Below are 22,522 nucleotides of genomic sequence, written 5' to 3'. Positions count from 1 at the left end.
CATAAGCTTATAAAAAATAATCTTGCTCATTCCTTCAACTCAGACTAGCTTCTATTCCTGACAGCGATGACAGGAATACACCTGTTTGCGTCTGCTTCATATAAAACATTTAGAACCGGCACAAGTCGGTCATTGCCTGCGAGGAACTCGGAATGTCTCTGTTGATCCGTGGCGCCACCGTTGTTACCCATGATGAAAGTTATCGCGCCGACGTCTATTGCGCCGACGGCGTGATTAAAGCCATCGGTGAAAACCTTGATGTTCCGGCGGGTGCGCAAGTGCTCGACGGCAGCGGTCAATACCTGATGCCTGGCGGCATCGACCCGCACACCCATATGCAGCTGCCCTTCATGGGCACCGTGGCTAGCGAAGACTTTTTCAGCGGCACCGCAGCGGGTCTTGCGGGGGGCACCACATCGATCATCGACTTTGTGATTCCCAACCCTCAGCAGTCCTTGATGGAAGCCTTTCATCAGTGGCGCGGCTGGGCGGAAAAATCGGCATCGGATTACGGTTTCCACGTCGCCATTACCTGGTGGAGCGAACAGGTCCGCGAAGAAATGGCCGAGCTGGTCAGCCATCACGGCGTCAACAGCTTCAAGCATTTCATGGCGTACAAAAACGCGATCATGGCGGCCGACGACACGCTTGTGGCGAGTTTCGAACGTTGCCTTGAACTCGGAGCGGTACCGACCGTCCACGCTGAGAACGGCGAGCTGGTGTATCACCTGCAACGCAAGTTGATGGCCCAGGGCATGACCGGGCCGGAAGCGCATCCGCTGTCGCGACCTTCGCAGGTGGAAGGTGAAGCGGCCAGCCGGGCGATCCGCATCGCCGAAACCTTGGGAACGCCGCTGTACCTGGTGCATGTCTCGACCAAGGAAGCCCTCGACGAAATCACCTACGCCCGCAGCAAAGGGCAACAAGTCTATGGCGAAGTGTTGGCCGGGCATCTGCTGCTGGACGACAGCGTCTATCAACACCCGGACTGGCAGACCGCTGCCGGTTACGTCATGAGCCCACCGTTCCGTCCGCGCGGCCATCAAGAAGCACTGTGGCATGGTCTGCAATCAGGCAACCTGCACACCACCGCCACTGACCATTGCTGCTTCTGCGCCGAGCAGAAAGCCGCTGGCCGTGATGACTTCAGCAAGATCCCCAACGGCACCGCCGGCATCGAAGACCGCATGGCCGTACTCTGGGATGAAGGGGTCAATACCGGGCGCTTTTCGATGCAGCAATTCGTGGCCCTGACCTCGACCAACACCGCGAAAATTTTCAATCTGTATCCGCGCAAAGGCGCGATTCGCGTTGGCGCCGATGCCGATCTGGTGCTGTGGGACCCGCAGGGCACGCGGACCATTTCAGCAGCGACGCATCACCAGCAGGTCGACTTCAACATCTTCGAAGGCAAGACCGTGCGCGGGGTTCCGAGCCATACCGTGAGCCAGGGCAAGGTTGTCTGGGCGGACGGTGATTTGCGGGCCGAGCGTGGTGCCGGACGGTATGTCGAACGGCCGGCGTATCCGGCGGTGTTTGACTTGCTGAGCAAGCGGGCTGAGTTGAATCAGCCAGTTGCAGTGAAACGCTGAAATCGAGGCCTTCGGCCATCGCGAGCAGGCTCGCTCCCACATTGAAATGCATTCCCCTGCTTGCTCCACATTGAAATGCATTCCCCTGTAGGAGCTGCCGCAGGCTGCGATCTTTTGATCTTGATTCTTAACAAAACAAAATCAAAAGATCGCAGCCTTCGGCAGCTCCTACAGGGGAACAGGTGATCCAGACACTGCCCATCAGAGGCAGCACCTCAATAACCGTGAGGCACAAAACCGTGATCAAGACCCTCGACCATCTCCCGCATCCCTATGAAAATGCGGCCGCCCTCGCCGGCCATTTCACCGATCTTGCGCCGCCGCTCAACGACCGCCAGGCGCACCTCGAAGCGTCGCGCTGCCTGTATTGCTACGACGCCCCGTGCGTGAATGCCTGCCCGAGCGAGATCGACATCCCCTCGTTCATCCGCAACATTCACGCGGAAAACGTTCAGGGCGCCGCGCACAAAATCCTCTCGGCGAATATCCTCGGTGGCAGTTGCGCTCGCGTTTGCCCCACGGAAATCCTTTGCCAGCAAGCCTGTGTGCGCAACAACGACCATGAGTGCGCACCAGTGCTGATCGGCCTTCTGCAGCGCTACGCCGTAGACAACGCGCACTTCACTGAGCACCCGTTCGCACGCGCCGCCGCCACGGGCAAACGTATCGCCGTGGTGGGCGCCGGTCCGGCAGGGCTTTCCTGCGCTCACCGCAGCGCCATGCACGGCCATGATGTGGTGATTTTCGAGGCGCGCGAAAAAGCGGGCGGCCTCAATGAATACGGCATTGCCAAATACAAACTGGTGGACGACTACGCACAGAAGGAACTGGATTTCCTCCTGCAAATCGGCGGCATCGAGATCCGCCACGGTCAGAAACTCGGCGAGAACCTGACCCTCAGCGAACTGCACCAGCAATTCGACGCGGTGTTCCTCGGCCTGGGTCTCAACGCCAGCAAGCAACTTGGCCTCAGCCACGAAGACGCCCCCGGTTTAGTCGCCGCCACGGATTACATCCGCGAACTGCGTCAGGCCGACGACCTGACCCAACTGCCGCTGGCGGATCGCTGCATTGTCCTCGGCGCCGGCAACACCGCCATCGACATGGCGGTGCAAATGGCCCGCCTCGGTGCTCGTGACGTCAATCTGGTGTACCGCCGTGGTGTGGAAGAAATGGGCGCCACCGGCCATGAGCAGGATATAGCCAAAGCCAATCAGGTGCGTTTGCTGACCTGGGCGCAACCGGAGGAAGTATTACTCGACGCCAACGGCAATGTGCGCGGCATGCGTTTCGCCCGTACCTCGCTGGTGGAAGGCCGCCTGCAAACCACCGGTGAAACCTTTGAACTGGCCGCTGATGCGATCTTCAAAGCCATCGGCCAGGCCTTCGACGGCACAGCTCTCAGCGACCCGCTGGCCCGCGAACTCAAGCGTCAGGGCGATCGGATCGAGGTCGATGCACAGCTGCGCACCAGTATCCCCGGTGTGTACGCCGGTGGCGACTGCACCAGCCTCGATCAGGACCTCACCGTACAAGCCGTGCAACACGGCAAACTGGCCGCCGAGGCCATTCACGCCCAACTCGTGCTCAATGTGGAGGCTGCGTAAATGGCCGATCTATCGATCAACTTCGCCGGTATCAAATCCCCTAACCCATTCTGGCTCGCCTCCGCGCCGCCCACCGACAAAGCCTACAACGTGGTCCGCGCCTTCGAGGCCGGCTGGGGGGGCGTAGTCTGGAAAACCCTGGGTGAAGACCCGGCGGCGGTCAACGTGTCTTCGCGCTACTCGGCGCATTTCGGTGCCAACCGTGAAGTGATGGGGTTCAACAACATCGAGCTGATTACCGACCGCTCACTGGAAATCAACCTGCGGGAAATCACCCAGGTCAAAAAGGACTGGCCGGACCGCGCGCTGATCGTTTCGCTGATGGTGCCCTGCGTCGAAGAGTCGTGGAAATTCATCCTGCCGCTGGTGGAGGCCACCGGTGCGGACGGCATCGAACTGAACTTCGGTTGCCCCCATGGCATGCCCGAACGCGGTATGGGCGCAGCGGTCGGCCAGGTCCCGGAGTATGTCGAACAGGTCACGCGCTGGTGCAAGACCTATTGCTCGCTCCCGGTCATCGTCAAGCTCACCCCCAACATCACCGACATCCGCGTCGCCGCCCGCGCAGCCCATCGAGGCGGTGCCGATGCAGTGTCGTTGATCAACACCATCAACTCGATCACCAGCGTCAACCTGGAGCGCATGGTCGCCAACCCCGTCGTCGGCAGCCAAAGCACCCACGGTGGTTACTGCGGTTCGGCGGTGAAGCCAATCGCGCTGAACATGGTCGCCGAAATCGCACGTGACCCGCAGACACAGGGCCTGCCGATTTCCGGCATCGGCGGCATTGGCACGTGGCGCGATGCAGCAGAGTTCATTGCCTTGGGCAGCGGATCGGTTCAAGTGTGCACGGCGGCCATGCTGCACGGCTTCAGGATTGTCGAGGAAATGAAAGACGGACTGTCCCGCTGGATGGACAGCCAGGGCTACGCCAGCGTGGCGGATTTTTCAGGACGTGCGGTGGCCAACACCACGGACTGGAAGTACCTGGATATCAACTATCAGGTGATCGCGAAGATCGATCAGGAGGCCTGCATCGGCTGCGGTCGCTGCCACATCGCCTGCGAAGACACCTCGCATCAGGCGGTGGCCAGCCTGAAGCAGGCGGACGGAACGCATAAATATGAAGTGATCGACGACGAGTGCGTAGGCTGCAACTTGTGCCAGATCACCTGCCCGGTGCAAGACTGCATCGAGATGGTGCCAATGGACAGCGGCAAGCCTTTTCTGGACTGGAATCATGACCCGAGGAACCCGTATCACGTTGCTGTTTGATCGGTAAATCAAAGATCAAAAGATCGCAGCCTCGTTTCACTCGACAGCTCCTACAGAGTTCCGACACGGGATCACGCGTTCCCCTGTAGGAGCTGTCGAGTGAAACGAGGCTGCGATCTTTTCCAGACGCCACCACCCTGACTATCAGTTCTGCTAGTAGACAAGGTCTTGGGGATACCCGAATCTAGCAACACTCCCCCGGCAATGGATCTTCGCCAATGTCCTCGTCCTTGAAAATACTCCGCCGCTACCACTACGACGCCCTGAACCGCTTGGACCGTCTCTTGAACGCAGACTTTTTAGAGGGGACAAGCACTCAACGGTTCTACCAGGGCGACTACCTGGTGACCGAAAAGGAAGAACATTCACAACGAACAATCATCCGCCATGAAGCTCAACCGCTGGCACAGCAAGAGAGTATGGCCGGGGTCAACGAAACCAAGCTGCTGGCGACAGATCAAGCCCATTCGTTGCTGCAGACCGCCGAGCAGCAAATGGCCTACACCGCTTACGACCATCACCCGATAGAAAGTGGTTTAAGTCGCTTGATTGGATTTAATGGGGAGTGTCCTGACCCTGTCACCGGTCACTATCCATTGGGACAGGGCACACGGGCTTTCAATCCGGTGTTGATGCGTTTTAACAGCTTGGATGAGTTAAGTCCTTTTGGTAAAGGGGGGATTAATTCGTATGCGTATTGTGGAGGGGATCCGATTAATTTTTTCGATCCGACAGGCAACGTAAAAAGCTTAATTAAAGAATTTTCAAAATTAAGCACTGCTTCGACCTCGACAAAAGTCAAAGATGCACTTAGATCTACTCTACCAACCCCGAATACGATTAGAAAAATTAAGCCAACAACATCAGGAACAACGCCTACGGCCAAGACGCTAGACTCCGGATTAGTAGAGCTGAGCAATTTTCCGATTCCTGAAACTGCTAAGCTCGAGACGGGAACCCTCCTATCGATCGCCGATGCTAACGCAAGAGCTGTCTCGTTAGAGTTTGATAACTTTAGATTAACCCCGGGTTTTCAGACGGTCGCCACTCCGAAGCAAATCCGCTTACTATCCACCAACCGAGCTGACTCAATAGTCGCGTCCCCTACCGACAAGAAACGCCTTGCAAGAAATTCCAAAGACATAATTTCGCAAATCAAAAAACTCAGCGTGGATCATCATAAAACCAAAGTTGCCAACATCAGACAGCCCGGCAGTAGTTCGATGCTTACTAATTGACTATTAACTTCTTTTCCAGCCAACACCCATCTCGAACGGCTAAGGCTACGGCTCCAATCCAATCCCGCGCAATATCACACTCGTCACCGTCTGCACCGCCCTTTCAAACTGCATGTCCGACAACGGCTGATGATCATTCAGGATATTCACCTGATGATCAAAGTCGGCGTAGTGCTGGGTCGAGGCCCAGATCATGTACAGCAGGCTTGAGGGCTCCACCGGCAGGATGCGTTTGTCTTCGACCCATTGGCGGATCTTGGCTTCCTTCATTTTGGCCCAGTCGTACAGGCTCACGTCCAGTGCCTCGCCCAGGGTCGGGGCGCCGTGGATGATCTCGTTGGCCCAGACTTTGGAGCCGTAGGGACGGCTGCGGGAGTGGTTCATTTTGGCGCGGATGTAGCTGCTCAGCACCACGCGCGGATCGTCGAACATTTCAAAGCACAAGGCGTCCTGCTTCCAGACTTCCAGCAGATCAAACAGCACGGCGCTATAGAGTTCGGTCTTGGTGCTGAAGTAGTAATGCAGGTTCGAGCGCGGCAGTTGCACTTCGGCGGCGATGTCGGCCATGGCGGTGCTGCCGAAGCCTTTTTCGGCGAAGACCTTTTCGGCCCCCAGCAGAATTTTTTCGACGTTACTGCGACGAATCTCAATCTTGTGATTGCCCATGAGGGCTCCCTGACGACAGCGTTGGTCAAGACTAGCATCCGCTCTACGTCGCGGCGACAGGGGAAAACGAAACTTCGTACAGGTCGCCTGCGGAAGGTAAACTGACAAACTTTTCGAACCTGCCCACGAGGTATTCCACGATGCTGCTCAAGAAAGCCCTGACCACCGCTGCCCTCCTCGGCAGCCTGTTCGCCGCCTCGTCGGTGTTTGCCCACGCCCATCTGAAAAGCCAGACGCCCGCTGCCGACAGTACCGTCAGCGCACCTGCCGAGTTGCGCCTGGTGTTTTCCGAAGGTGTCGAAGCAACCTTCACCAAGGTCACCCTCAGCAAAGACGGGACCGACGTGCCGGTGAAAAGCCTGACCACCGAAGGCAGCGATAAAAAAACCCTGATCGTGACGCCGGCCGCGCCGTTGACCGCCGGCGCCTATAAAGTCGAATGGCACGCCGTGTCCGTCGACACCCACAAAAGCGAAGGCGCCTACAGCTTCAAGGTGGGTCAGTAATTCATGACGAGCGCGATGGTGCTGTGTCGTTTCCTGCATTTCACCGTGGTGCTGATGCTGTTCGGGGCCTGGGTTTTCAGGCCCCTGCTGTTAAACCGGGGATCGCTGGCGCTGGATCGACGGTTGGCAAGCATAAGCCGTTGGCTGACGGCGGTGGCGCTGGTCAGCGGCGTATGCTGGTTACTGTTGATCACCGCCAGCATGGCCGGCGACTGGGAAGCGGCGTTCGACCCGACGACTTTGCAATTGGTGCTGACCAACACGTTTTTCGGCCAGGTCTGGGGCTGGCACCTGCTGCTCAATGGGGTGTTGATGGCGCTGCTGCTGACACCCTTGGGCGCTAACCTGCCGATTCGGCTGATCCTGGCCAGTCTGTTGCTGGCGACCCTGGCGCCGGTCGGTCATGGCGCGATGCTCGATGGTCTGAGTGGGCAATTATTGATTCTCAACCAAATCGTCCACCTGACTTGCGTCGGCATCTGGCTCGGTGGGTTGATGTTGCTGGTGATGATCCTGCGGCAACCGACGGGTCATGCAGTCAGCGCCATTCTGCAGCGATTCAGTGGCGTGGGTTACGCGTTGGTCGCGGGGTTGGTCATCACCGGGCTGATCAATGTCCGGGTACTCACGGGACAATTCTGGCCGACGCCGTTGTGGTCCGGTTTTGCGTTGATCCTGTTGATCAAGGTCGTGCTGGTCGTGGTGATGCTGGGTCTGGCGTTGTTCAACCGGCTGCGGATCAAAGATTGCGAGCAACGCATGGGGGCGCTGAAAAGCAGCGTCCTCATGGAGTGGTTGCTGGGGATTGGCGCCGTGGCGGCAGTGTCGCTGCTGGGCACCATGCCGCCGATGGTCGCGGCCTGAGCACCTCAATCCTGCGGGCCATGCAGTTCACTCAAGTGGTACGCATACTCTGTGGCGAGGGGATTTAGCGAAACGTCGCACCGCACCGTTGGGCTGCGAAGCAGCCCCAAAACCGCGACCGAGGCGTATCAGGTATATCGCGTGCGCTGGTTTTACGACTGCTGCGCAGCCGGACGGGGCGGTGCGACGTTTCGCTAAATCCCCTCGCCACAGTATTGTGCTCGCCTGAAGCTCTTCCTAAGTAAACATTGCAGTCCTACAGGGCTGTTTAACGGGCGGGGGATTTATCGTTATCCCCCTCCGCCGCCGTATCGATACTCACCACCACCGACATCCCCGGCCGCAGCCGTTCGCTTCCTTCCTGCCCGTCATTCACCGTAATACGCACCGGCACGCGCTGGGCGATCTTGACGAAGTTGCCGGTAGCATTGTCCGCCTGCAACAGGGCGAATTCCGACCCGGTCCCCGGTGAAATGCGCTGTACCCGTCCATGAAATTGACGGTGGTTGAGGGCATCCACGGTAAACGTGACCGGCTGTCCGACCCTCACGTTGTTCATCTGGGTTTCCTTCATGTTGGCGATCACCCACAACTGATGAGGCACCAACGCCATCAGTTGCGCGCCGGAATTCACATAGGCGCCGAGACGCACGCCAATCTGCCCGAGCTGGCCGTCTCGCGGCGCAATGATCCGCGTGTTGGACAGGTCGATGCGCGCCAGTTGCACCGCGGCGTCCGCACTGGCGACCGCCGCTTCCAGCGAGCCACGATTGACGATCACCGACTGCAAATCCTGGCGCGCAATCTCCAGGTTGGCCTGGGCTTGAGCCACGGCCGCAATGGTCTGCGCGTTTGCCGCCAGGGTGACGTCCAGCTCGCGTCTGGACACAGAACCGTCGCGCACCAGCTCATTGTTTCGACGCAGATCCGCTTCACTTTTACGCGCCTGAGCCTGGCTGTCAGCGACGGCGGCCTGACGCAGCTTGATGGTCGCCTCCGCGCTGTTGCGTTGCTGTACCACGTTGGCCAGGGCTGCTTTCTGTACCGCCAGCTGCGCCAGTGATTGATCGAGACGTTGCTGGTAGATCCGGTCGTCGAGCCGCACCAGCAGATCCCCGGTCTTCACAAACTGGAAATCCGACACCGGCACTTCGTACACATAGCCGCTGAGCTGCGGGCCGATGATCGTCACCTGACCCCGCACCAAAGCGTTCTCAGTGGTTTCGACGGCGCTGCTGAACGGTGGCAGTTGCCAGGCGTACAACACGATCAGCACCCCAACGATGGCAATGGCGGCAAAGCCCATGGACGAAAGTACCCGCACCCGCAATGAACGTGGTTCTGTGGCGGGCGTGGACGGTGGTTCGACACCTTCAGGCGTCGCGGCGATGGCATTGGTGGTCGTTGTGGTCGGTTCGGTCATGAAGAAGAAACACCGCTAGGGGCTACGGGAGGCGTTGAGGCGACGTTTTTGGTGGTGCTCATCAGCCACAGGGCGCGAAGGGAAATCCAGATCATGGTCAACACGGCAATCACCGCGATCAACATGAACACATCGTTATAGGCAAGCACATTGGCCTCGCGTGCGGCGGCCGTGGCCAGAGTGCGAATGCCTTGCAGATTGCGCAGGCTCGGGTCAGCGATCACTGAACCGAGGGCATTGCCGCCACTCTGCACCCGTGCGGCCACGCGCGGATCGGTCAGGGTCAGGTGTTCGACAATGTTGCTGGAATGGAATTTCTCGCGAACGATCTGAAACGTGCCCAGCAGCGCCGCACCAATCAGGCCGCCGAGGTTCTGGCAGATACCGAACAACACGGAAAAACTCACCAGGTTGCGCGGGTTGGTCAGGACATTACGCGTCCCCAGCACCATCGTCGGGCCAAGGAAAAAGGTCCCGCCAAAGGCTAGCAGGAACTGGCTGAAGTACATGTTTTCCGGGCGGGTCAGGTTGTTCGAGTGGCTGTCGATCACCGATCCGACGGCCATCAGCGCCAGCGACACGATCAACGGCATGAACAGGTGCTTGGGGTTGATGGTCAGGGCGCTGGTGACCAGCCCGGCGATGCTGCCGATCATCATCACCACATAAAGACTATGCAGTTGCTGACTGCTCATGTTGAGGAACTGCATGAACCCCACGGCGCCGGTGGATTGCTCCGAGGTCACCATACGGATGAGGACCACCGCCAGTGCCAGGCGAATCATCACGCCACTGCCGAGCCAACGCGTCATCAGCATCGGGTTACTGCGGTTGTGTTCGATCGCCAGCCCCGCGAGGATCAATGCGATGGACGCCGCCAACGCCACGCCAATCCACGGCGCTTCCAGCCACCAGTCGATCCTCCCCAGCGACAGCACGGCACAGAGCAACGCCACGCCACTGGAGAGAATGGCGAAGGTCAGGAAATCGAGTTTTTCAAAGGTCTTGAAGCGGTCACCCGGTGGCAACTTGAGGAGAAACACGCAACCCAGGGACAGCAGCGCCATGCCCAGTTCAAACAGATAAAGGCCGCGCCACTCGGCGATCTGCAACAGGTCTTCGGAGAACAGCCGTGCCAGCGGCAAGGCCAGTTGCGAGGTCCCGAGGCCCAGGACCAGTGCCTTCATCCGCCACTTCGCCGGGAATGCCTGGATCATGTAATACAGGCCCAGAGAACTCAGCGCCGCCCCCACCATGCCGTGCGCCGCCCGCACCGCGATCGCCGAGTTCAGGTCGTTGACGAACAAGTGGCCGAAAGTGACCAGCGCGTAGAGCACCAGAAACACTTCCGTGAACGCCCGCAGACCGAACTGTTGGCGAAATTTCACCAGCAGCAGGTTCATCGACACGTTGGTCATGACATAGGCTGCCGGCAGCCAGGCCATCTCGGCCGTGGTCGCCCCCAGCGCGCCCTGCAGGTAAGTCAGATTGGCGATCACCAACGAGTTGCCCAGGCCGCCGGTCAACGCCACCAGCAATCCCACCAGCGCAAAGGCAAACCGCTTGGGCGTGGAGTGCAGCGGCGTCGAGGGGGAACCGGGCAGGCTGGGCCGTTCATGGGGCTGCCAGTCGCGCGGGGCGTAGTGATCCATTTAACAACCTTGTTCTAGATGTGTCGCCAGTTTGCCGCAAATCCCTGTACAACACACACAACGGTCATCGCACAAACCCTCCCTCAGGTTGTAGAGGTAATTAACGCCTGCACAGAACCTGTGGCGAGGGAGTTTACTCCCGCTGGGTTGCGAAGCGACCCTCTCCATTTTGCGTCCGCTTCGCAGCCGAGCGGGAGTAAACTCCCTCGCCACAAGAGCGCCCCCTCATCGTGCGGTGAAAAAACCACCGGCATCAAGGGGCTGCCGGAGCCGACGCAAGCTGCTACAGGGTTTAGCGTATTTCTCAGGGTAAAAAGACAAGGCACCCAGATTGATCGAGCTCGAAGACGAACTTACCCACCTCACCCTCGCCCCCGAGCTCGGTGGCAGCATCGTCAATTGGACCGTGCGCAGCACCGGGCAGCCGCTGCTTCGGCACAGCGACACCCATGCGCTGAACACCGGCCTGCCCGGCAAGCTCGCCTGCTTTCCTTTGGCACCCTGGTCAAACCGCATTTCGGGCGGCGGTTTCGACTGCCCCGATGGCTAGCTCACGCTGGTACCCAACAGCCTCACCGACCCGCTGCCGATTCATGGCAGTGCCTGGCAGCAGCCATGGCAAGTGGTTGCGCAGTCGCGTCATGAAGCCGTGCTGCAACTCGACAGCACCACGCCCTTCGCCTACCGCGCCCGGCAACGCTTTCATCTGAGCGAGGGTCGGCTGAGCATCGAGTTGCACGTCACCCATCTGGCCGAACGCGCCGCTTGGCATGGCCTGGGTTTGCATCCCTACCTGCCGCGCACCCCCGACACTCGCCTGCAGGCAAAGGCCGGGCACGTGTGGATGTGCGACGCGAGCAAACTGCCCACCCGGCTCAGCGCGGTACCGGCAGACTGGGATTTCCAGTCGCTCAAGGCGTTGCCCGACAATCTGGTCGACAACGGATTTTGCGAATGGGACGGGCAGTGCCTGATCCAGCAACCCGACCGGGGTTACGAGTTGCACTGCCAGGCCACCGGCAGCGATGTCTATTTGCTCTACTGCCCACCGGGACTGAATTTTTTCTGCATCGAACCGGTCAGCCATCCGGTCGATGCACACCATTTGCCGGGCCGCCCCGGCTTGCGCTTGCTGGAGCAAGGTCAAACCACTGAGCTCGGTTTCAGCCTGCAATACCGCGCACTCTGATCACCCCAGCAACTGGCTCAGCACCGCACGCAACTTGCCGGGTTTCACCGGTTTGTTCAGCAGCGGCGCATTGAGTCGCTGCAGCGAACGCCGGCACTGATCGGTGCGGTCGGCGGTGATGATCACGGCAGGAATGGTCAGACTGAAGTGCTCGCGCAAATGCCTGACCACCTCGCAACCCACCACCCCGTGATCGAGGTGATAGTCCGCCAGGATCAGCTCCGGCGCCTGTCCCTGCAAAGCGCTCAACGCTGAAGCCTCGTCCGTGGCCGTCACCACCTCACAGCCCCACTGCCCGAGCAACGCGCTCATGCTTTCGAGGATGCTCACTTCATTGTCGAGCACCAGCAAACGTCGACCCGGCAGCGGATTGCCCGCACCCGGTTGCGGCACTGCAAGGCTGATGGGCAACGGCACCTCGCGGGACATGGGCACCTCGATGGCGAACCGTGAGCCACGCCCCGGCAATGAATGCACCTGGACCCGATAATCAAGAATCTTGGCAATACGCTCGACGATCGCCAGCCCCAGGCCCACCCCTTTGCGATCGGCGGCCCGGCCAACGTCCAGCTGATTGAATTCGAGGAAGATCGAGTCGAGGCGATCGGCCGCAATCCCACGCCCGGTGTCCCACACTTCCAGGCTCAACTGCTCGCCCCGGCGACGTGCCGCCAGCAAAATGCAGCCCTGATCGGTGTAGCGGCACGCGTTGCTGAGGAAGTTGCGCAGAATGCGCGTCATCAGCCGCAAGTCAGTGCGGACCGCGTAGTCGCCCATGTGCACGCGCAAGTTCAAACCGGCCGCCTCGGCCACCGATTGAAACTCCGACACCAACGGCCCGAGCAATTCGTCGAGGCGATACAGCGCGATGTCCGGCTTCACAGCGGCCTGGTCGAGCCGGGAAATATCCAGCAGATCCGTGAGCAAATCCTCCGCCCCTTCCAGGGCCTGGTGCGTGCGTTCGACCAGTACCTGCTCAATGTCGGGCAGCTTGCGCTCGCGCAGGGTCGAGATCAGCAAACGTGCGGCGTTGAGCGGTTGCAGCAGGTCATGGCTGGCGGCCGCAAGGTACTTGTCCTTGCTGTGATTGGCCGCCTCCGCAGCGTCACGGGCATCACGCAAGGCTTCGGCGATCTGTTTGCGCTGGGTGATCTGCTGCTGCAGGTTGCGGTTGGCTTCAAGTAGTTCATCGGTGCGCGCAGTGACCCGCTGCTCCAGTTCGTCATTGAGCTGCTGCAAGCGCTCCTGGGCCAGTTTGCGTTCGGTGATGTCGGCGACAAAACCTTCCACCAGACCTTCCTGATCGGGCTTGAGCAACAGGTTCATCAGCACGTCGAGGCTGGTGCCGTCTTTGCGCCGCAGCTGGGTTTCATAGCCGTGCAGGCTGCGTTGGGTTTTCAGCAGCTCGCCGATGTTTGCCAGCTCCTGGGCGCCGCCGACAAACAGGTTGCTGGCCAGGTCCGCCAGGGAGAACAACACCTCTTGCGGATCTTGATAACCCAACATCCGCGCCAGTGCCGGATTGGCAGCGCGCATGCCCTCGAGCAAGCTGGCCTGGAAGATTCCGTGCACGGCATTTTCGAACAACCATTTGTAGCGATTGCGCTCGGCTTCCAGCTCGTCGAGGCGCGCGGCGAGTTCCGGATAATGGCTCTTGCGCGCCGAATGGCTGCCTAAACCCAGTAACCCGGCCAGCGCCCGTTGTTGCTCGTCAGAGGGCTTCGCCATAGACGACCTCGACATCACGCTGACTGGATTCACGCGGATTGGTGAGGATGCACGGATCGTCCATCGCGTGTTGCGACAGGAATGGAATGTCCGCCGTCCGGACACCGTGCAACCCCAGGGTTTCATGGAAACCGATGGCGTGTTTCAGGGCAATCAGGTGGTCGACCAGGCGCCCGCAGATCTCCCGGTGATTGAGGCCCCGGCAATCGATGCCAAAGGTCTCGGCGATGACCTTGAAACGGTCCGGTGCCGAGCTGTAGTTGAACGCCACCACGTGTTCCACCAGCACCGCGTTGCACAGGCCATGGGGCAAATCGAGAAAACCGCCGAGGCTGTGGGACATGGCGTGCACGGCACCGAGGATCGCGTTGGAAAACGCCAGTCCGGCCTGCATGCTGCCCAGCATGATTTTTTCGCGCAGGGCAATGTCCGTCGGGTTGGCGATCATTTGCACCAGATTGCCATTGATCAGGCGCATAGCCTCCAGCGCATGAGGGTCGGTCAACGGCCCGTGCCCGGTGGACACGAAGGCTTCGATGGCATGCACCAGGGCGTCGATGCCGGTACAGGCCGACAGGAACGGGTCCATGCTGAGGGTGGTTTCCGGGTCGATCAGCGACACGTCCGGCACCACGGCCTTACTGACGATCGAGAATTTCATGCGTTCTTGCTGGTTGGAAATGATCACGAATTGCGAGACGTCCGCCGACGTGCCGGCGGTGGTTGGAATCAGGATCAGCGGCGGGCTTGGCACGCGGATGGTATCGACGCCTTCGAACTCGAGGATGCTGCGCCCGTGAGCGACGACAATGCCGATGCCTTTGCCGCAATCCATCGGGCTGCCGCCACCGACCGCTACGATCACATCGCAGTGGTTTTCCCGGTACAGCTCGGCGCCGAGCATGACCTCTTCGACACGGGGGTTGGGCGACACGTCGCTATACAGAAAGTAGTCGATGCCTTGGGATTGCAGGCTGGCCTCGACGTCGGCGACCCACCCGGCGGCAATGACCCCTGGGTCGCTGACCACCAGGACCTTGCGCGCACCAAAGGTCTTGGCGTAGTTGCCGACGTTATGCCGGCAACCGGCACCGAAGATGATTTCAGGGGAAACGAATTTACGCAGCTGGCTGAGACTCTGGCTCATTGGAAAGCCCGTTTTTTATTGTTTTGAAAGGTAAAGCCACACTAACCCATCCGGCGGTTAATGCAATCAGACCAATGGGTAGCGCTGACCGCAATCAACCGCAGATCTCTTGCGAGATGAATCGCGGTCCCACGGGTAATGCTGTCCCTGTGGCGAGGGAGCTTGCTCCCGCTGGGTCGCGAAGCGGCCCTACTCTTTTCAGGACTGCTGCGCAGCCCAGCGGGAGCAAGCTCCCTCGCCACAAAAGCTCGCTGTGACTCGAGGATGCCTCGCTGGCTCACCCGCGGTAGATCAGCCGCGACGCCTTCTCGTTGCGCAAGGTCAGGTGTTCCATACCCAGCCCCGGTGCATCCGCTTCATCCCGGGCCTTGAGGATGACGCCGTGATGCGCTGACTTGCTGCACACCGGATCGGCATTTTCCGCATCGCCCGTGAGCATGAACGCCTGGCATCGGCACCCGCCCAGGTCCTTGTGTTTTTCATCGCAGGAACGACACGGTTCTTTCATCCATTCATCTCCGCGAAAGCGGTTGAAGCCGAAGGACTCGGTCCAGATGTACTCGATGCTGTGTTCGCGCACGTTGGGAAATTCCACGGGCAGTTGTCGGGCGCTGTGGCAGGGCAGCGCGGTACCGTCCGGAGTGATGTCGAGAAACAGGTTGGCCCATCCATTCATGCAGGTCTTCGGGCGCTCTTCGTAGTAATCCGGGGTGACGAAGATCAGCTTGCACGGGTGGCCCTGGGCTTCCAGGCGCTCACGGTACTCGTTGGTGATGCGCTCGGCGCGTTGCAACTGTTCGCGGGTTGGCAGCAGGCCGAGGCGATTGAGCTCGGCCCAGCCGTAGAACTGACACGTCGCCAACTCGACGAAATCCGCACCCAGCTCCAGGCACAGCTCGATGATCTGCGCGATCTGGTCAATGTTGTGCCGATGGGTGACGAAATTCAGCACCATCGGGTAACCCTGTTCTTTCACCGCTCGCGCCATGGCCAGCTTCTGTGCGAAGGCCTTGCGTGAGCCGGCCAGCATGTTATTGACCGTTTCATCAGCGGCCTGAAAGCTGATCTGGATGTGATCGAGACCGGCGACCTTGAAATCGCGGACTTTCTGCTCGGTCAAGCCGATGCCCGAGGTGATCAGGTTGGTGTAGTAGCCCATGTCCCGCGCGGCTTTGATCAACTCCGCCAGGTCCTGGCGAACCAGCGGTTCGCCGCCGGAGAACCCCAACTGTGCGGCGCCCATTTCCCGTGCTTCACGGAACACGCGAATCCATTCTTCGGTGGTCAATTCGGCACCCTGTTGGGCGAAGTCCAGCGGGTTCGAGCAGTAAGGGCATTGCAACGGGCAGCGATAGGTCAGCTCGGCCAACAGCCACAGCGGTGGACCGGGCTGCGCTCTGACCCCGCTCACAAGGTAATCCCCCGGTGCCAGACAGGCGCCGTGGTGACGGTGTGATACGGAGGGCGCTCAAGCTCGTAGGCCATGGACATGGCGTCGAGCATGCTCCACAGCACATCGAGCTTGAATTGCAGGATCTCCAGCATGCGTTGCTGGCCCTCGGCGGTCACGTAATGCGCCAGGGTGATGCGCAATCCGTGTTCGACATCCCGGCGCGCCTGCCCCAGACGGGTCCGAAAATAGTCGTAGCCGGCGACATCGATCCACGGGTAATGGGTCGGCCAGGCGTCGAGCCGAGACTGATGGATTTGCGGCGCGAACAGTTCGGTGAGAGAGCTGCTGGCCGCTTCCTGCCAGCAGGCGCGACGGGCGAAATTGACGTAGGCGTCCACGGCGAAACGCACGCCCGGCAGCACCAATTCCTGAGAGAGTATCTGCGCGCGATCAAGCCCCACAGCCTCACCCAGCCGCAACCAGGCTTCGATGCCGCCCTCGCTGCCGGGAACGCCGTCATGGTCGAGGATGCGCTGCAACCATTCGCGGCGCACGTCGCGGTCGGGGCAATTGGCGAGGATCGCGGCGTCCTTCAGGGGGATGTTGACCTGGTAATAGAAGCGGTTGGCGACCCAGCCCTGGATCTGCTCGCGGGTCGCGCGGCCGGCGTACATGGCTTGATGGAAGGGGTGGTAGATGTGGTAGTAGGCGCCTTTGGCACGCAGGGCCTGTTCGAATTCGGTGGGGGTCATTGCCGGGATGCTCATTGTTGTTCTCCTTATCGGCATTGCGGCGTCTGGACCGGCCTCATCGCGAGCAGGCTCACTCCTACAGGTTTTGGGTACATCGCACAAATCCCTGTGGGAGTGAGCCTGCTCGCGATGGGGCCAGTCGCTACAACTCAATACTCATGCCGTCATAGGCCACTTCAATCCCCCGCCGATCCAGCTGCGCGCGCTCCGCCGAGTCTTCATCGAGGATCGGATTGGTGTTGTTGATGTGGATCAGCACCTTGCGTTGGCGCGGGAACGCCTCCAGCACCTCCAGCATGCCGCCCGACCCGCTCTGCGCCAGATGGCCCATCTCACTGCCGAGGCTCTGCCCGACTTCACACACGCGCATCTCGTCATCGCGCCACAAGGTGCCGTCCAGCAACAGGCAATCGGCACGCTGCATCCAGCCCAGCACTTCCTCATCGACCTGCCCCAGACCCGGCGCATAGAACACAGAGGCGCCGCTGCGCAGGTCCTCGATGAACAGGCCGATGGTGTCGCCTGGCTGCGGATTGCCGCGATTCGGCGAATACGGTGGTGCGTTGCTGGTCAGTGGAATCGCCCGAAACTGCAAGTGCTTGCAGGCCGTGATACTGAAGGGTTCACGGTCCAGGGCTACAGGGTGCCACTGCAATCCGCCGTTCCAGTGCTTGAGCATGGTGAACAACGGAAACCCACTGCTCAGGTCTTCATGCACGCGCTCGGTGCAATACACCGAATGCGGACAGCCTTCGCGCAGGCTCAGCAGGCCGGTGCAATGGTCGATCTGGCTGTCCATCAGCACGATCCCGGCAATCGCCGTATCGCGCAATCGACGAGCCGGTTGCAGCGGCGCGAAGCTTTCAAGCTGCGCGCGGATATCCGGTGAAGCATTGCACAGCACCCAGTCCACACCGTTGTCGCTCAGGGCAATGGACGACTGCGTCCTTCGCTGCGCGCGCAGGCTGGCGTTGCGCACCCCGGTGCATTGGCGGCAGTTGCAGTTCCACTGCGGAAAACCACCACCGGCAGCGGAACCAAGAACACGGATGTGCATGAGCAATGCTCCAGAAGGCAGGCCCGGCCAACACAACGGCTGGCCGGGTGAACATCAACGATTGGCGAAATACATCGTCACTTCGAAGCCAATGCGCAGATCGGTAAACGCGGGTTTATTCCACATGGGTCAATCCTCTTCTTGTGCCGGGCAATTCCGGTAGAGCCATTAATGCACGGCGGGCCAGGCGGCCGAATGCTACTTTCGAACGAAGTCGCGGGGTGCGTTGGTAGGGGGTGTCACACAATCTTCAAGTCACCCAAAACCAGTGTGGGAGCTAGCCTGCTGGCGATGGGGTCAGTACATTCAACATTGATGTTGACTGTCAGACCGCTATCGCGAGCAGGCTCGCTCCCACAGGTTTTTCAGTGTTCTTGAGGAATCAGAAGAACCCCAACGGATTGATGTCGTAGCTCACCAGCAGGTTTTTGGTCTGCTGATAATGGTCGAGCATCATTTTGTGGTTTTCACGACCGACACCGGATTTCTTGTAGCCACCGAACGCGGCGTGCGCCGGGTACAGGTGATAGCAGTTGGTCCACACACGTCCGGCCTTGATCGCCCGGCCCATGCGATACGCGCGGTTGATGTCGCGGGTCCAGAGGCCGGCACCCAGGCCGAACTCGCTATCGTTGGCAATCGCCAGCGCCTCGGCTTCGTCCTTGAACGTGGTCACACCCACCACCGGGCCGAAGATTTCTTCCTGGAACACACGCATCTTGTTGTGGCCCTTGAGCAGGGTCGGCTGGATGTAATAACCCGTCGACAAGTCACCCTCCAGACGCTCGGCCGCGCCGCCGGTCAACAATTCGGCGCCCTCCTCCTGAGCGATTTTCAGGTACGAGAGGATCTTGTCGTATTGCTGCTCGGACGCCTGGGCGCCGACCATGGTTTCGGTGTCCAGCGGGTTACCGCGTTTGATCTTGACTATTTTCTTCATCACCTCGGCCATGAACGGTTCGTAGATCGACTCCTGAACCAGCGCGCGTGACGGGCAGGTGCACACCTCGCCCTGGTTGAAGAACGCCAGCACCAGACCTTCAGCCGCTTTCTCGATGAACTGTGGCTCGGCGTTCATGATGTCTTCGAAGAAAATGTTCGGCGACTTGCCGCCCAGTTCGACGGTGCTTGGAATGATGTTCTCGGCGGCGCAATGCATGATGTGCGCGCCGACCGGGGTGGAGCCGGTGAAGGCAATCTTGGCGATGCGTTTGCTGGTGGCCAATGCCTCGCCTGCTTCGCGACCGAAGCCCTGAACGATGTTCAGTACGCCGGCCGGCAGCAAATCGGCGATCAATTCCGCGAAGACCATGATCGACAACGGCGTCTGCTCGGCTGGCTTGAGCACCACGCAGTTGCCAGCCGCCAGCGCCGGGGCCAGTTTCCAGGCGGCCATCAACAACGGGAAGTTCCACGGAATGATTTGCCCGACCACGCCCAGCGGTTCGTGGAAGTGATAGGCGGTGGTCAGCTCGTTGATTTCAGCAGCGCCGCCTTCCTGTGCGCGGATGCAACCGGCGAAGTAGCGGAAATGGTCGGCGGCCAGCGGCACGTCGGCGTTCAGGGTTTCGCGCACGGCCTTGCCGTTGTCCCAGGTTTCGGTGACGGCGAGGATTTCCAGATTCTGTTCGATGCGGTCGGCGATTTTCAGCAGCACCAGGGAGCGGTCCTGCGCCGAGGTCTTGCCCCAGGCATCCGCAGCGGCGTGGGCGGCATCGAGGGCTTTGTCGATGTCGGCAGCACTGGAACGAGGGAACTCGGCGATCGCCTCACCGGTGACGGGGGACGTGTTGGTGAAATACTCGCCGTTGACCGGGGCGACGAACTCGCCGCCGATGAAATTGCCATAGCGCTGTTTGAAGGAAACGACGGCGCCGGGTGTTCCGGGTTGTGCGTAGATCATGATTGGGCCTCAGTCTGGGTCGATGCCTGTCGGGCAAACAGGCGATGAACCGATAGTAGAGAGCCCCGCGTGCCAGACGAATGCGCCGTTGGCAGGGGGACTCTCGTTATTTGGTCGTAGAAAAAAGCGCCGGTGCGATCCGGCCTTAGTAGCAGAGCGCATTTGTGGCAGGAGTGTATTTGTGGCGAGGGAGCTTGCTCCCGCTCGGCTGCGCAGCAGTCGTATACCCAGACAACTCAGTACAACTGAAGAATGCAGGGGGCTGCTTCGCAACCCAGCGGGACGGTGCGACGATTCGACAAGCTCCCTCGCCACAGATTGGTGATCGACACACTGTCTATGGCTGTCCTGGCCACAGATTGGTGATCGACACACTGTCTGTGGCTGTCCTGGCGACAGGTCGGTGGTCGGTGGTCGCCACAAAAGTGATGGTGTCCTGGTTAGTGCTTGGCCACTACCAGGTCCTTCGGCAGCTTGAACGTCCAGAGCATCCCGCCCTGGTTGAAGTCCTTGATCCGTTTGGCTACTTCGCCACCCCACAGCGGCACCGCGCCCCCCCAACCGGACAGCACCGACACATACTGTTCGCCGTCCATTTCCCAGGTCACAGGCGAACCGAGGACGCCGGAGCCGGTCTGGAATTCCCAGACTTTCTCACCCGTCTTGGCGTTGAACGCTTGCAGGAACCCTTCAGGCGTACCGGTGAACACCAGATTGCCCTTGGTGGTCAGCACCCCGCCCCACAGCGGCGCGAAGTTCTTGTGGCGCCAGACTTCCTTGCCGGTTTTCGGATCAATGGCCCGCAGCACGCCGATGTAGTCCTCGTTCAATGGCTTGATGGTGAACCCCGCACCGAGGAACGCAGCGCCTTTCTTGTAGGCAATTCCTTCGTTCCAGATGTCCATGCCCCATTCGTTCGACGGCACGTAGAACAACCCGGTGTCTCTGTTGTACGCCATTGGCATCCAGTTCTTCGCACCCAGGAACGCCGGCGCCACGAACACCGAGCTGCCTTTGGCTTCGGTACCCGGCGCACCCGGCCGGCTGGCTTCGTTGTAGATCGGCCGGCCATCCTTATCCAGCCCGGTGGCCCAGGTGATCTTGTCCACGAACGGGAAGCCACGGATGAATTTGCCGTTGGTGCGGTCCAGCACGTAGAAGAAACCGTTACGGTCGGCGGTAGCGGCGGCTTTGATTTCCTTGCCGCCCTCGGTGTAGTTGAACGAGATCAGCTCGTTGACGCCGTCATAGTCCCAGCCGTCGTGAGGCGTGCTCTGGAAGTGCCATTTGATCGTGCCGTCGTCGGGATTGAGTGCCAGGCGCGAGGACGAATAAAGGTTGTCGCCAGGACGCAGGTGCGAGTTCCACGGTGCCGGGTTGCCGGTGCCGAACAGCAGCAGATTGGTTTCCGGGTCGTAGTAGCCGCCAAGCCAAGGGGCCGCACCGCCGGTTTTCCATAGGTCGCCGGGCCAGGTCTTGCCCGCTTCACCGCCGGAGATGCCGTTCTCGATCGCTTTGCCATCCTTGTAGACGTAGCCCATGTGGCCTTCCACCGTAGGACGGGACCACAGCAGGTCGCCGTTTTTCGGATCGTAGGCTTCGATCTTGCCGACCACCCCGAACTCGCCACCGGCCACGCCGGTAATCAGCTTGCCGTTGATCACCAGCGGCGCGGCGCTGATCGAGTAGCCCTCTTTGTGGTCGGCGACTTTTTTGCTCCAGACGACTTTGCCGGTGTCCTTGTTCAGGGCCACGAGCTTGGCGTCGAGGGTGCCGAAGAACACCAGGTCGCCATACAGCGCGACGCCGCGGTTGATCACGTCACAGCAGGGACGGATGTCGTCGGGCAGGCGTGCATCGTATTGCCAGAGTTTTTTGCCGGTGCGCGCATCCACTGCGAACACCCGTGAGTAGGAACCAGTCATGTACATCACGCCGTCCTTGATCATCGGCTGCGCTTGCTGACCGCGCTGCTTCTCGCCGCCGAAGGAAAACGCCCAGACCGGCCGCAGTTCCTTCACGTTATCGACGTTAAGCGTGTCCAGCGGGCTGTAGCGCTGGCCCTGGACGCCCAGACCGTTAGTGACAATCTGGTCCGGGGTTTTGGGGTCCTGGAGGATGTCCTGGTCGGTAACGCCCGCCAGCGCCTGGCCGGACAGCAGCATGGCACTGAGCAGAACGCTCAAGATGAAGGGTTGGCGACGTGCGGGTTGGGTCATGACGGCTACCTCTGCAGTTTTTGTTATACCCGGGAAATTTTCCCGGTCAGGTGCAGATTCTTGGGCGCCGCCGCCCTGGCAACAATTGCCCGCAGTGCTGAGATTGCTAGTCCCTTAGTACAGGGTCGGATGAGACCAAACCAGGACTTACACGCCCCCTGTAGCAGCTGCCGAGCCTGCGAGGCTGCGTTCGAGTGCGCAGCGCTCGCAAAATGGCTGGCGAATGCTACGCATCCGAACGCATCCGAACGCAGCCTCGCAGGCTCGGCAGCTGCTACAGGAGTTTGCGGTGAGCGGGTCAAGTGTTGACG

At 60.2% G+C, this 22,522-nt stretch carries 17 protein-coding genes and 1 pseudogene; 7 read left to right on the top strand and 11 right to left on the bottom strand.

Annotated elements, in window-relative coordinates; translation table 11 throughout:
• Positions 1–152: 152 nt before the first annotated feature.
• From hydA to ACA063_RS13360, 4 genes are all read left to right on the top strand, one after another.
• The gene (gene hydA, locus ACA063_RS13375) at positions 153–1,592 is read left to right on the top strand and encodes a dihydropyrimidinase (protein ID WP_497666251.1); all 1,440 of its coding nucleotides are present in this window, start codon (positions 153–155) and stop codon (positions 1,590–1,592) included.
• Positions 1,593–1,831: 239 nt separating this feature from the next.
• A complete protein-coding gene (locus ACA063_RS13370) occupies positions 1,832–3,199 on the top strand; it encodes an NAD(P)-dependent oxidoreductase (RefSeq protein WP_497666250.1) in 1,368 nt (455 codons plus the stop codon).
• Complete coding sequence (gene preA, locus ACA063_RS13365) at positions 3,200–4,474, top strand: NAD-dependent dihydropyrimidine dehydrogenase subunit PreA (RefSeq protein WP_497666249.1); 1,275 nt, start codon at positions 3,200–3,202, stop codon at positions 4,472–4,474.
• A gap of 218 nt (positions 4,475–4,692) precedes the next feature.
• On the top strand, positions 4,693–5,712 hold the full coding sequence (locus ACA063_RS13360; RefSeq protein WP_497666248.1) for an RHS repeat-associated core domain-containing protein: 1,020 nt from the start codon (positions 4,693–4,695) through the stop codon (positions 5,710–5,712).
• A 45-nt stretch (positions 5,713–5,757) separates the two neighbouring features.
• Here the strand turns inward: ACA063_RS13360 and ACA063_RS13355 are convergent, their stop codons facing one another.
• The gene (locus tag ACA063_RS13355; protein WP_194693300.1) at positions 5,758–6,378 is read right to left on the bottom strand and encodes a TetR/AcrR family transcriptional regulator; all 621 of its coding nucleotides are present in this window, start codon (positions 6,376–6,378) and stop codon (positions 5,758–5,760) included.
• Positions 6,379–6,518: 140 nt separating this feature from the next.
• On the opposite strand from ACA063_RS13355, the gene copC reads away from it, so the two are divergent.
• Together copC and copD are read left to right on the top strand one after the other, a co-directional pair.
• Entirely contained in the window at positions 6,519–6,884 is a 366-nt protein-coding gene (gene copC, locus ACA063_RS13350; protein ID WP_497666247.1) for a copper homeostasis periplasmic binding protein CopC, read from the top strand.
• A gap of 3 nt (positions 6,885–6,887) precedes the next feature.
• Positions 6,888–7,748, top strand: coding sequence for a copper homeostasis membrane protein CopD (copD, locus tag ACA063_RS13345; RefSeq protein WP_497666246.1), 861 nt, complete (start codon positions 6,888–6,890; stop codon positions 7,746–7,748).
• A gap of 268 nt (positions 7,749–8,016) precedes the next feature.
• Here copD and ACA063_RS13340 read toward each other — a convergent pair whose 3' ends face one another.
• Both ACA063_RS13340 and ACA063_RS13335 read right to left on the bottom strand, forming a co-directional pair.
• Positions 8,017–9,171 (bottom strand): HlyD family secretion protein, encoded by a 1,155-nt coding sequence (locus ACA063_RS13340; protein ID WP_497666245.1) that lies wholly within the window; start codon positions 9,169–9,171, stop codon positions 8,017–8,019.
• Positions 9,168–10,823: an MFS transporter gene (locus ACA063_RS13335; RefSeq protein ID WP_497666244.1), complete on the bottom strand. Its 1,656-nt coding sequence runs from the start codon at positions 10,821–10,823 to the stop codon at positions 9,168–9,170. Before ACA063_RS13335 ends, ACA063_RS13340 begins: the two co-directional genes overlap by 4 nt.
• A 331-nt stretch (positions 10,824–11,154) precedes the next feature.
• Between ACA063_RS13335 and ACA063_RS13330 the strand changes: the two are divergent.
• Positions 11,155–12,012, top strand: a pseudogene (locus ACA063_RS13330) (aldose 1-epimerase).
• Here ACA063_RS13330 and ACA063_RS13325 read toward each other — a convergent pair.
• From ACA063_RS13325 to ACA063_RS13290, 8 genes are all read right to left on the bottom strand, one after another.
• Positions 12,013–13,740, bottom strand: a complete 1,728-nt coding sequence (locus ACA063_RS13325; RefSeq protein ID WP_497666243.1) for a PAS domain-containing hybrid sensor histidine kinase/response regulator — start codon at positions 13,738–13,740, stop codon at positions 12,013–12,015.
• A complete protein-coding gene (ercA, locus tag ACA063_RS13320) occupies positions 13,724–14,887 on the bottom strand; it encodes an alcohol dehydrogenase-like regulatory protein ErcA (protein WP_162440238.1) in 1,164 nt (387 codons plus the stop codon). The genes ACA063_RS13325 and ercA overlap by 17 nt, the downstream gene beginning before the upstream one ends.
• Positions 14,888–15,164: 277 nt before the next feature.
• A complete protein-coding gene (pqqE, locus tag ACA063_RS13315) occupies positions 15,165–16,298 on the bottom strand; it encodes a pyrroloquinoline quinone biosynthesis protein PqqE (RefSeq protein WP_497666242.1) in 1,134 nt (377 codons plus the stop codon).
• Positions 16,295–17,047: a pyrroloquinoline-quinone synthase PqqC gene (gene pqqC / locus ACA063_RS13310; RefSeq protein WP_497666241.1), complete on the bottom strand. Its 753-nt coding sequence runs from the start codon at positions 17,045–17,047 to the stop codon at positions 16,295–16,297. Before pqqC ends, pqqE begins: the two co-directional genes overlap by 4 nt.
• Positions 17,048–17,174: 127 nt before the next feature.
• Entirely contained in the window at positions 17,175–18,089 is a 915-nt protein-coding gene (gene pqqB / locus ACA063_RS13305; protein ID WP_497666240.1) for a pyrroloquinoline quinone biosynthesis protein PqqB, read from the bottom strand.
• Positions 18,090–18,143: 54 nt separating this feature from the next.
• Positions 18,144–18,215 (bottom strand): pyrroloquinoline quinone precursor peptide PqqA, encoded by a 72-nt coding sequence (pqqA, locus tag ACA063_RS13300; RefSeq protein WP_010455123.1) that lies wholly within the window; start codon positions 18,213–18,215, stop codon positions 18,144–18,146.
• A 256-nt stretch (positions 18,216–18,471) separates the two neighbouring features.
• Positions 18,472–19,992, bottom strand: a complete 1,521-nt coding sequence (gene exaC / locus ACA063_RS13295; RefSeq protein ID WP_162440234.1) for an acetaldehyde dehydrogenase ExaC — start codon at positions 19,990–19,992, stop codon at positions 18,472–18,474.
• 440 nt (positions 19,993–20,432) lie between these two features.
• Positions 20,433–22,211: a PQQ-dependent methanol/ethanol family dehydrogenase gene (locus ACA063_RS13290; protein ID WP_497666239.1), complete on the bottom strand. Its 1,779-nt coding sequence runs from the start codon at positions 22,209–22,211 to the stop codon at positions 20,433–20,435.
• Positions 22,212–22,522 lie beyond the last annotated feature (311 nt).

The organism is Pseudomonas sp. LBUM1643 (genome assembly GCF_059716215.1).
The sequence above is the reverse complement of the archived record's forward strand: the minus strand, read 5'-3'. Positions and strand labels throughout refer to the sequence as shown.

Coding starts and splice junctions, on each gene's coding strand:
- copC (WP_497666247.1), top strand. CDS start 6,519: ATGCTGCTCAAGAAAGCCCTGACCACCGCTGCCCTCCTCGGCAGCCTG.
- preA (WP_497666249.1), top strand. CDS start 3,200: ATGGCCGATCTATCGATCAACTTCGCCGGTATCAAATCCCCTAACCCA.
- ercA (WP_162440238.1), bottom strand. CDS start 14,887: ATGAGCCAGAGTCTCAGCCAGCTGCGTAAATTCGTTTCCCCTGAAATC.
- copD (WP_497666246.1), top strand. CDS start 6,888: ATGACGAGCGCGATGGTGCTGTGTCGTTTCCTGCATTTCACCGTGGTG.
- ACA063_RS13355 (WP_194693300.1), bottom strand. CDS start 6,378: ATGGGCAATCACAAGATTGAGATTCGTCGCAGTAACGTCGAAAAAATT.
- ACA063_RS13360 (WP_497666248.1), top strand. CDS start 4,693: ATGTCCTCGTCCTTGAAAATACTCCGCCGCTACCACTACGACGCCCTG.
- ACA063_RS13290 (WP_497666239.1), bottom strand. CDS start 22,211: ATGACCCAACCCGCACGTCGCCAACCCTTCATCTTGAGCGTTCTGCTC.
- ACA063_RS13335 (WP_497666244.1), bottom strand. CDS start 10,823: ATGGATCACTACGCCCCGCGCGACTGGCAGCCCCATGAACGGCCCAGC.
- pqqC (WP_497666241.1), bottom strand. CDS start 17,047: ATGAGCATCCCGGCAATGACCCCCACCGAATTCGAACAGGCCCTGCGT.
- ACA063_RS13325 (WP_497666243.1), bottom strand. CDS start 13,740: ATGGCGAAGCCCTCTGACGAGCAACAACGGGCGCTGGCCGGGTTACTG.
- hydA (WP_497666251.1), top strand. CDS start 153: ATGTCTCTGTTGATCCGTGGCGCCACCGTTGTTACCCATGATGAAAGT.
- pqqB (WP_497666240.1), bottom strand. CDS start 18,089: ATGCACATCCGTGTTCTTGGTTCCGCTGCCGGTGGTGGTTTTCCGCAG.
- exaC (WP_162440234.1), bottom strand. CDS start 19,992: ATGATCTACGCACAACCCGGAACACCCGGCGCCGTCGTTTCCTTCAAA.
- ACA063_RS13340 (WP_497666245.1), bottom strand. CDS start 9,171: ATGACCGAACCGACCACAACGACCACCAATGCCATCGCCGCGACGCCT.